Source organism: Enterobacter sp. CFEC122 (assembly GCF_052983755.1).
In genome coordinates, this window is the sequence record NZ_JBRIQR010000070.1 from 1 (window position 1) to 10,442 (window position 10,442).

The following is a 10,442-nucleotide window of genomic DNA, read 5'->3' on the forward strand; positions in this document are numbered from 1 at the left end:
GCTGAACAGGAGGGACAGCCGATAGAAACAGAAGCCACTGGAGCACCTCAAAAACACCATCATACACTAAATCAGTAAGTTGGCACCATTACCGATGAGTCCCGACAACGCCATCAGCCTGACGATTATGCGCGTGACGCTATCCGCCATTATGGCCGTGATATCGGACGTTCCGTGCGCGCGAAGATGCGTCATGGTCACGACCTGCAGGAGTTTGCCGCCGTGTTTACCCGTGGCCTGGAATCGCGGGTTTACGAAATGGAGACCGTTTCGGCCAGCCCGTCAGAGTTTATTGTGCTGTTCCATTATTGCCCTTACGTCAATTGCTGGCGCCAGCAGGGACGCGATGCCCGGCAGATTGAGACGCTGTGTGATATCTGCATGGAGGGGGATCATGCGTTAACCGATGCGCTTGATGGCGTGCAGCTAGCGGTTGAGACGGCGCTGGCGCGGGGGGATGCCGCCTGCCGCCTGCGTTTCTATCAGTCTCAGGAGGCTTCATGACAACATTAAAATGGGATCACGCTGTTCAGTTTGTGAACCAGCCGGACGAGGCGATTGCAACGTTTGCCGGGCAGGGGCTCAACGCGTTTGCCGGTGGGCGTCACCCTGGCTGGGGAACCTGGAATGCGCTCAGTTATTTCGGGCTTACCTACATCGAGTTTCTCGCCATTTACGATTATGTTGAGCTGGCTTCGGCGCAGGCCGATTTTTTGCTCTCCCGTGATGCGGCGCAACTCTTGCCCGAAAACCTGGTGCTGCACCGGGTAGCGTTGCGCACGGATGATATTGACCAGACGCATGCAGAGTTGCGCAGTCAAGGGTTACAGGTCTCGCCAATTGTTAACGGCCAGCGCAACGACCCGCAAGGAAACGTCATTAGCTGGCGTATTTTTACCATTGATGGGGATTTTAACGGCCTGCCGTATCCCTTTGTTCTGCAATGGGGAGAAGATGATAACGCACGGCTAACGCGGCTACGCGCTCAGGGGCTCGACAAGCCGCATCCGGCAGGCGAAGTGACATTACAGAGCGCCATTTTTGAGGTGCAGGATCCGCAGGCCGCGCGTGAGCACTGGCACGCGTTGTTCGGTTTTAATGAACTGTCTGAAGGTCTGTCCGCAGGACAGCAGCGCTTTCTCTTTCGTCAGGGGGAGGCCAATCGATTAGTCGAACTGGTTTTTAACGCCTCTGATCCGTCGCTGAAAGGCCAGCGTTTTCGCGTCGGTCGCGGTGAATATCGCTTTCAATAAGGCGTTGCCGCTCATGGCAAATGTACATTTTATTGGTGCCGGCCAAATGGCGGAAGCCATTATCCACGCCCCGCTGGCGGCGAAAACATGCAATAGCCCGTCACGGTGAAAGCACGTCCACTTCCTTCAGGCCGCCATTGATGCGAAAAGCGACGCGTTGCGGGTGATTCACCGAGACCAGATACTCAATCGGCTGATGCTGGCTATCGTAAATCACACCACGGTAGACCAGCGCCGGGCTCTCTGGTTTCGCCTGCAACAGTTGATGCTCCTCTTCGCTCATCGCCGCTGCCCGGATGGTTCCTTCATCGTACACATCGTGAATAGCGTAACGTTCAGCCAGCAGGCGATAAAGCGACCCTTCTTTTTCTAACATATCAGCGCTCAAATCCGCGACACGGGCTTGAGGTAAGTAACTGGTTTCGATGCAGAAAGGGTGTCCATCAGCCAGGCGCAGGCGTTTGATCATGACTAAAGGATCGCCCTCTTCAATGTGCAGTAGCCGTGCAATGCGGGCGCTGGCCGCGGAAATATGGAAGTAGATCAACTGGCTGCTGGGCACTGCGCCATTCAATTCAAGAATTTTACTGATGCCCAGCGCAGGCTGTAGCGGGCGTTCAATCGCCGTATCGACCAACCAGGTTCCCTGATTCCCCCGTCTTTCCAGCACGCCTTCGTCAATCAATTCAGTGATGATTTTTCGCACTGTCACACGGCTGATACCCAACACCTCGCTTAATTCGCGCTCTGCGGGGATCTGATCGCCGCTGTTGAAATCGGGTGAATTGAGCATTCCGAGTAGTTTTTTGCGCGCGTCGAGATAGCTCCTGCGCGGCCTTCTGGTCTGTTTTACTGGGCTGGTCATGGTCTGTTTTGTGTCGGTTATGGAAAGCAAAAAATAGGAAATCAATCAGTTGATTATACAAAATAAAAATCATTTATATCGGTATGGCGTGACACTAAGCATAACATACCACGACAATTTTTTTGGTTATTATTCGCGAATTATTGTTGCTATATCCGCCAGATCGAGCGTATATCAATCTTCGTGGTATATTTTTTGGTATGTTTAAACATTGGGGGGAACAGCTATGAAAATTAAAAAAGCCATCGCCGGGCTTGCTTCAGCGATAGCCATGTTAGGCTGCATTCACACGTCGGCGGCGGCGGATCAGCTGCGTTTCGGTATCGACCCGACCTTCCCACCGTTTGAATCGAAAAATGCCAATGGTCAGCTCATCGGTTTCGATATCGACCTTGGTAATGCGATTTGCGCGGAGATGAAGGTGCAATGCTCCTGGGTACAGAACAGCTTCGACGGGCTTATTCCGGCACTTCAGGCAAAGAAATTTGATGCCATTCTTTCTTCTCTGTCGATCACTGATGAACGTAAAAAAGCCATCTCTTTCAGTGACAAACTCTTCAATACTCCCGCATTCCTGGTGACCGCTAAAGGCAGTTCGCTCGCCCCCACGGCGGCATCGCTGAAAGGTAAACGTATTGGCGTCCAGCAGGGTTCGGTATTTGAAAGTTATGCCAACAAATACTGGCGCAACGCGGGCGTTGAGGTGGTTGCTTATCCGGATGCGGAATCGGTCTATGCCGATCTGATTAATGGCCGCCTTGATGGCACGCTCGATGATGCGGTGGTGATCACTGAAGCGCTGTTGAGCAAACCCCAGGGCCAAAAGTTCACGCTAATCCAGCCGCAAGTCAAAGATGATGAGATCTTTGGGCCCGGCACCGGGATCGGGTTACGGCAGGATGATATAGATTTGCAGGCCCGTTTTAACAAGGCGATCGCCGCGATTCGCGCCAACGGAACCTATGATCGTTTAGCGAAAAAATACTTCAATTTCAATATCTACGGTGATTAACCCCATGCAGACCCAACCCATCATTACCTCCCTGATGAGCAGCCATTTTCAGGATAAGCCGCTGCGTCAGGTTTTCCTGGTCGCTTGCGGTGGCTCGCTGGTCGATATGTATCCTGCTCATTATTTCCTCAATGAGCAGAGTGAAAATCTGCGCTCATGGATGATGACTGCCAATGAATTTGTGCATGCTGCACCGCGCGCGTTAGGTGCCTCGTCACTCGTGATTGTCTGTTCGCATGGTGGCAACACGCCAGAGTCTGTGGCTGCGGCTCAACTGGCAAAAAACCGTGGTGCCGCCACTATCACGCTTACGCACAATGCGGAAGCGGAACTGCTGCAATGGGCCGACCATAACCTGTTATATAAATGGGGTGATGATACGCTGGTCACCGAAAACCCGATGGCGCTGATCCTCAGCCTGTGCATGGATACGCTGTATCAGGTGGAAGATTTTGCCGAATGGCAGGCTTTCCAGCATGGCTTTGCGCAAATCGATACGGTGATCCGCCAGGCCCGCGCTAAGGTGGTAACCCGTTGCGCCGCGTTCGCAGAACGCTATCAGCATGAGTCCCTGTTCTATGTGCTTTCGAGTGGCGCCTCATACGGGCATGCCTATGGATTCGCCATCTGCTCACTGATGGAAATGCAGCGTCTCGATGCCGCTTCTATTCACAGCGGCGAGTTCTTTCATGGCCCATTTGAAGTCACCGATAATCACGTACCCTTTATCCTCCTGATGAATGAAGGCCGCACACGTGCTCTGGATCAGCGTGCGCAGGCGTTCCTGAATCGTTATAACGACAAAACAGAGGTTGTGGACGCCCGCGAGTTGGGCCTGAATGCGCTGCCTGCATCAGTGGTGGACTACTTTAACCCGGTGCTGTTTTACAGCATCATGTGCGACTACCGTGCGGCACTGGCTGATATCCGCCAGCATCCGCTCTCAACCCGCCGCTATATGGGCGTGGTGGATTACTAAGGGCGGCGATCAATGAAAGTCATTGGCATAGGCGACAACGTTGTCGATAAATATGAACACCGGCGTGTACGGTATCCTGGAGGCAACGCGCTCAATTTCAGCGTGTATGCGGCGATGCTGGATGCATCGGCTGCCTATCTGGGCATTTTTGGTAACGATGCGGCGGCTGACCATGTGATGCGTGCGCTGGCAAAGTTCGGCATCGATATACGCCATTGCCGTCAGGTTGCGGGTGAAAATGGCTATGCGCGGCTGACGATTGAACAGGGGGAACGGGTGTTTCTCGGTTCGAATCTCGGCGGTGTGCGTCAGACGGAATCGATGGACTTTATTTTGCAACAGATGGACTGGCTTAATGATTTCTCGCTGATCCACACCAGCAGCTACAGCTATATTGATGCGCAACTACCTGCGCTGGCAACGTTATCCGGATGGCTTTCATATGATTTCTCAGATGATTTTGTCATCGCACAGGCGCTGCCATTATGCCGCTGGCTCGACGCGGCATTTTTCTCCTGTGCGGGATGGTCGCTGGTAGAAACGCGTGAACTTCTGGTGCAGGCGGTGCAGGCAGGCAGCGGTTTGGCGGTCGCGACGCGTGGCGAGCAAGGTGCACTTCTGTTCGATGGTAAAGACTGGTATCAGCAGGAGCCGGAGACGGTAACACCAGTGGATACATTAGGTGCGGGTGATGCGTTTATCACTGCGTTTCTGCTCCATTTACGTCAGCACGGTAATATCACCGCAGCACTGCAGGCTGCTGCGCATTTTGCAGCGAGAATTTGCCTGGTGGACGGCGCCTTCGGCGAAGGCGAAGCTTATTAATCCCGCAGGAATGTCTCCGCTTTTGAGTGGATTCCCCTTCGTTAATGGGAACCGCTCATTCTGCTGTTTTTGCAGCAAAAATGATGGTCCTGCTCAACGAGCAAACTTGATGCCGGCTTCGGTAAGTCTGGCGTTTCGTTAATATTATTTCTGATTGCCGATCTGATGATAAAAGGCGCTGCCACTTATTATTGAAGTATGTAAGTAACTGATTACTTGTGTGTGCTGGTTAATTAAAGGACAATACCCTTAGTAAAGTGGTGGGTTTATCGCCGGGAGCTTACTTCATTAAGGATAAAGCATGCTGATGGATCAGTCTGCATTCACCGGGAAAGGTTCCTTATCCCGTTATACGCTGGATATTAATAACAGTACCGTCAGACCGGATGTCTTACGGTTCAGGGGAACAGAAGCCCTGAGTCAGCCTTTTTCATGGCGTATTGAATTCACCACGCCACAGGTTGTTCAGGGCGAGGACGTATTGCTGAAATACGCCAGTTTCCATATGCAGGGCTGCAAAGCGGTGCATGGCATCATTACCGGTCTTGAATGGCTCTCCACCAGTGCTGACCAGTCACATTACGCTGTGACTCTGCAATCACGCCTTGCTCTGCTCTCCCGCTCACGTCGCTGTGCTATTTACCAGAACCTTTCTGTACCTGAAGTGGTGGCGCAGGTGCTGCGTTCTCACGGGCTGGAAGGGGCGGATTTTGCGTTTACACTTTCCCGGCATTATCCGGTTCGTGAACTGATAACCCAGTGGCGTGAAACCGACCTGCAGTTTATTCAGCGCATTCTGTCTGACGTGGGCATCTGGTTCCGTCAGGAGATAAACGACGTCACAGAGCTGGATGTGACGATCTTCGGCGACAGCCAGCTCCACTATATCTTTAACGGTGCCCTGCCATACCATGAACCTTCCGGCCTGCATGATGGGGCGGAACTCTGCTGCTGGGGAGCGCGTTCATGGCATAACGTGGTGACGGAGAACGTTTCGGCCCGTGATTACAATTATCGTACAGCACGGGATCCAATGGATGTCGCTGTCTCAGTGCGTTCTCCTGCCGTCATGACAGGCGAGCATTACCGTTATACCGAACCTTATCTCAACGCCGGAGATGATTCTGACCCGGAGCCTGCAACTGAAAGCGGAGCCTTTTATGCCCGCATTCGCCATGAGCGCGAGCTGAATCAATCCGCTTACCTTCACCTGTTCAGCAACGCTTACTGGCTGAGTCCGGGGAGGGTGTTTGATCCCGTTGGTGCAAAGCTGCACGACCTTAAAGACGGGGTGATTGTCGCCTTTACATCGTATCGCGGTTCGCGGGACGCCCGCCTGTATGTGTCGGTGTGGGGAATGCGGTAATGGTGCCAACTTACTGATTTAGTGTATGATGGTGTTTTTGAGGTGCTCCAGTGGCTTCTGTTTCTATCAGCTGTCCCTCCTGTTCAGCTACTGAAGGCGTGGTGCGTAACGGTAAAAGGGGTCTGACGCTCAGTGGAACGAAAACTCACGTTAAGCGATTGTGGCTGAGAAAAACCAAAGGATCCGGCGAGGATCCTTTGGTGTGCTGACATGACCAGTTTCTTTTGGGATATTTTTTCCCTGCATGAAGTCCTTTATGTCCTGATCATAATGCCATTAAAAATTCTATGCTATGGCTTCGCTATTTTAGACATTCCCTAACAGCTTTGTCTAAATCCGCCACATAAATTGGGGTAGGATGCCCAGATTTCATTTTCCATACAGTATATCCTCCCTTTGTTGCTTTGCCGCGCAGCTCTGTCTGCTTTCCTTCTGTGATAAATCTCACTAGAATCTTACTCCGACCATCTTCATGAATATTAAAAAGCTTGCGCGCTACGGCATCAGTCAATAGATGGCCCCCCTTGGTATCAAGGCAATAGACAAGGTCTGACTTCCATACTAAAAAGTCTGGATAAAATGAGCTTGTATCACCCTCTGTCAATAGTGGGATGGCTTTGTTGAATAAATCAGATTTCGGGTAAGTCTCCCCCGTAGCGGGTTGTGTTTTCAGGCAATACGCACGCTTTCAGGCATACCTGCTTTCGTCATTTTGTTCAGCGCTCGTACCAGGGCCATAGCCTCCGCAACCTGACCATCGTAGTCACGCAGCGTCAGTGAATCTCCCAACAACTGCTTAATTCTGTACATTGCCGTTTCCGCTATCGAGCGACGGTTATATTCCGTTGTCCATTTCCACCGTGCATTGCTTCCGCTCAGCCGCTGATTAGCAACGGCACGGTTGCGGTCTGCGTACTCACCGGGCCAGTAACCTGCTCCTTTTCGGGGAGGAATAAGCGCGCTGATTTTTTTGCGGCGCAGTTCATCGTGACAGAGCCGGGTATCGTAAGCCCCGTCTGCCGCGGCTGCCCTGATTTTTCTGTGAGTCTGCCGGATAAGGCCCGGGAAGGCTTCTGAGTCCGTGACGTTATTCAGCGACAGGTCTGCACAGACAACTTCATGTGTGTTGCTGTCAACAGCAAGATGCAACTTTCGCCAGATACGACGGCGCTCTTTGCCGTGCTTTCTGACTTTCCATTCGCCTTCACCAAAGACCTTCAGCCCGGTGGAATCAATCACCAGGTGTGCGATTTCACCCCGGGTGGACGTTTTGAAACTGACATTAACCGACTTTGCCCGCTTACTGACACTGGTGTAATCCGGGCAGCGCAACGGAACGTTCATCAGGGCAAAAATGGAATCAATAAAACCCTGCGCAGCCCGCAGGGTCAGCCGGAATACGCGTTTAATCACCAGAACGGTGGTGATGGCGAGATCAGAATAGCGCTGGGGCCTTCCCCGTGATGAAGGCGTTGCCGACTCATACCAGGCCTGAATCGCCTCATCATCCAGCCAGAAAGTGAGGGAGCCACGGTTGATGAGAGCTTTGTTGTAGGTGGACCAGTTGGTGATTCTGAACTTTTGCTTTGCCACGGAATGGTCTGTGTTGTCGGGAGGATGCGTGATCTGATCCTTCAACTCAGCAAAAGTTCGATTTATTCAACAAAGCCATTTTTGATTTAAACAACCATGCTTTGTCAGTAAAATGGATAAATAATCAGAAAAACCTGGTACTGTGCACACTGAAACACCCGAAATCAGATATCAATCTTAAAATTTAAGTTAAAATCCACTCATCAACCTGTTTGTCTAAATATTTCCACATTTATGTTCATTGAAAAAATGTGACATATGTCATATAATATGCCGCGCGTTTACAGATGAACATTAGTTGTCATTCCGGAACAGCAAGATCCTGACGTAACGTTTAAAGCACCATAAACCAGCCTGCACAGGGAGAGTTAACTCTTCCTGCCACTGGTTATATTTTTAATTATTTAATTTGTTCCTTCGCCAGTTTCTCCCCTTCCTTGCATTTTCCGGAACGCAATATCAGGAAGGGGTATCACACGGCATCAGAAACGAAAACGGATTTACATAACCCATAAAATAAAATGAGAACTATTCCCATGCAATACTAAAGTCATCTGCCAGACCGGGGGGCACCTGGTCACTCCGACATAATTATAAAACACGACATTCAAGATATCTATTATGGCAATTCTGTTACGAACAGAGAAACAAAGAAAAGAATGCCAGTGATATCTCCGTTATTCATTCAGGATAATGAACATGAGAATTAATTCTCCGGTCACTCAAAATGAGTATGTACTGGATAAAAATATCGTACTGATGTCCACAACAGACATCCACAGTCATATCGTTTATACAAACTCAGCATTTATTGAGGCCAGCGGTTACACGCAGGAGGAACTGTCCGGACAGCCACATAACATCATGCGACATCCGGATATGCCAGAGGAAGCATTTCGTGATATGTGGAACACGCTTAAGCAGGGAGAATGCTGGGCTGGTACGGTCAAAAACCGTCGTAAAGACGGTGATCATTACTGGGTCAGGGCAAACATGTCCCCTCTCTATAAAGGAAACCAGCTTTTCGGGTACATGTCCGTCCGCTATACGCCGCTGCCGGAAGAAGTGAAGCAAGCAGAACAGCTTTATATACATCTGAAAGAGAACCGTGGGCGTGGGAAAAAACTGCATAAAGGCGTTGTTGTCAGAACCGGGTTATTTTCCTTTTTATCCCTGTTTAAAAAGATATCTGTTCAGGCTCGTATGCGGATCGCTCTTGCTGGGGCACTGCTCATGAGCCTGGCCGGCAGCATGACAGACACTTCTCCGTGGGTGTTGCCCGGTGTGATGATAATCGCCTTCCTGCTCGCCGACTGGTTTTTACGCCAGCAGATCAGCAAGCCTGTGGGTATGGTGCTTAAACATCTTCAGGATATGGCATCAGGCAAAGAGCCCGGCTCCCCCAGACTCGACAGGGTTGATGAAATTGGCATGATGTTGCGTAACGTCAACCAGGTCGGGATCCGTCTTTATTCACTGGTAAACGATACTGATGTTCAAATCAGGGAAATGTCGGTGGCAGGCTCGCAACTGGCTGCCGGAACAGAGGAGCTGAATGCCCGGACGACAGAAACGCTGGCGAATCTTCAGCATACCGCTCAGGCCACTGAAGAACTGATGGCCGCAGTGCGTCAGAGTGCGGATACAGCTGCAGAAACAGTAAAACTTGCAGCCTCCGCAGATGACTCTGCCGGAAAAGGTGAAGCAGCAATGAATGAAACAAAGGTCATGATGAAATCAATTTCTCAGGCCAGCGAAAAAATCGTTAATATTATCAGTGTTATCGATAATATTGCTTTTCAGACCAACATTCTTGCACTGAATGCCGCAGTCGAGGCCGCACGGGCAGGCTCACATGGACGCGGTTTTGCCGTGGTGGCCAGCGAGGTCAGAAAACTGGCTCAGCATTCAGCTTCCGCAGCGGCAGAGATTAAGGGGCTCATTGGCGCGACGGTTGATACCGTGGCTTCCGGCGAAAAAACCGTAGAGATCGCCAGCGGTCATATTGAAAGCATCCGTGCCGAAGTCTCCAGGGTGTCGTCCATGATCAATGAGCTCTATCACACGACAGAAGAACAGACGGCAGCGTTGACACTCATTAACCGTTCTGTTGAAAAGGTGGAGCTGATGGCTCAGGATAACAGCACGATGGTCGCACAGTCGGCCAGCTCCACGCGGGATCTGATGACACGGAGCACCAGACTTCAGGATGCCGTATCAACTTACGGTCTGAAATAACCTGGAATAACGGCAAGCGTCAGAAATACTGGCGCTTTAAATCCCGGCCAGAAATCTCACTGTACGGATATGTTACATCTTCCACACGCCAGCGAATTCTGATAATTTATTATTCCATTAAAAAAATAGAATACCTGCATATTCAAATTCAGCACAGTGTATCTGTGCGGTTATAATTATCGGCCCTGTTTATTTTTTGCTGCTTTTTTCTTTTTCCGGACAGGGGACAAATGAGTTGTACCATCATTCTCTTCCAGCAAGGAAAGGGCTTTGTTGAATAAATCGAACTTTTGCTGAGTTGAAGGATCAGA

7 protein-coding genes and 3 pseudogenes are annotated in these 10,442 nt (G+C 50.7%); 8 read left to right on the forward strand and 2 right to left on the reverse strand.

Annotated elements, in window-relative coordinates:
* Nucleotides 1-78 precede the first annotated feature (78 nt).
* Both ACVCAM_RS25225 and ACVCAM_RS25230 read left to right on the forward strand, forming a co-directional pair.
* A pseudogene (locus ACVCAM_RS25225) lies at nucleotides 79-504 on the forward strand (L-2-amino-thiazoline-4-carboxylic acid hydrolase); the annotation flags it as partial.
* Complete coding sequence (locus ACVCAM_RS25230; protein WP_063928089.1) at nucleotides 501-1,253, forward strand: VOC family protein; 753 nt, start codon at nucleotides 501-503, stop codon at nucleotides 1,251-1,253. The pseudogene ACVCAM_RS25225 and the gene ACVCAM_RS25230, both read left to right, overlap by 4 nt.
* 100 nt (nucleotides 1,254-1,353) lie before the next feature.
* On the opposite strand, the gene ACVCAM_RS25235 is transcribed toward ACVCAM_RS25230, so the two are convergent.
* Nucleotides 1,354-2,118: a GntR family transcriptional regulator gene (locus ACVCAM_RS25235; RefSeq protein ID WP_032451558.1), complete on the reverse strand. Its 765-nt coding sequence runs from the start codon at nucleotides 2,116-2,118 to the stop codon at nucleotides 1,354-1,356.
* Nucleotides 2,119-2,344: 226 nt separating this feature from the next.
* On the opposite strand from ACVCAM_RS25235, the gene ACVCAM_RS25240 reads away from it, so the two are divergent.
* The 5 genes and pseudogenes from ACVCAM_RS25240 to ACVCAM_RS25260 form a co-directional block, all read left to right on the forward strand.
* A complete protein-coding gene (locus tag ACVCAM_RS25240) occupies nucleotides 2,345-3,130 on the forward strand; it encodes an ABC transporter substrate-binding protein (protein WP_003032097.1) in 786 nt (261 codons plus the stop codon).
* A gap of 4 nt (nucleotides 3,131-3,134) precedes the next feature.
* Nucleotides 3,135-4,109, forward strand: coding sequence for an SIS domain-containing protein (locus ACVCAM_RS25245; protein WP_003032095.1), 975 nt, complete (start codon nucleotides 3,135-3,137; stop codon nucleotides 4,107-4,109).
* A gap of 12 nt (nucleotides 4,110-4,121) precedes the next feature.
* The gene (locus tag ACVCAM_RS25250) at nucleotides 4,122-4,934 is read left to right on the forward strand and encodes a PfkB family carbohydrate kinase (RefSeq protein WP_003032093.1); all 813 of its coding nucleotides are present in this window, start codon (nucleotides 4,122-4,124) and stop codon (nucleotides 4,932-4,934) included.
* A gap of 307 nt (nucleotides 4,935-5,241) precedes the next feature.
* Nucleotides 5,242-6,294 (forward strand): annotated as a pseudogene (locus ACVCAM_RS25255) (type VI secretion system Vgr family protein); the annotation flags it as partial.
* A 56-nt stretch (nucleotides 6,295-6,350) separates the two neighbouring features.
* A pseudogene (locus tag ACVCAM_RS25260) lies at nucleotides 6,351-6,416 on the forward strand (IS1 family transposase); the annotation flags it as partial.
* Nucleotides 6,417-6,969: 553 nt separating this feature from the next.
* On the opposite strand, the gene ACVCAM_RS25265 reads toward ACVCAM_RS25260, so the two are convergent.
* Entirely contained in the window at nucleotides 6,970-7,893 is a 924-nt protein-coding gene (locus ACVCAM_RS25265; protein WP_117078878.1) for an IS5 family transposase, read from the reverse strand.
* Between the two features lie 699 nt (nucleotides 7,894-8,592).
* Here ACVCAM_RS25265 and ACVCAM_RS25270 point away from each other — a divergent pair.
* Complete coding sequence (locus tag ACVCAM_RS25270; RefSeq protein WP_094166801.1) at nucleotides 8,593-10,131, forward strand: methyl-accepting chemotaxis protein; 1,539 nt, start codon at nucleotides 8,593-8,595, stop codon at nucleotides 10,129-10,131.
* Nucleotides 10,132-10,442: the final 311 nt, after the last annotated feature.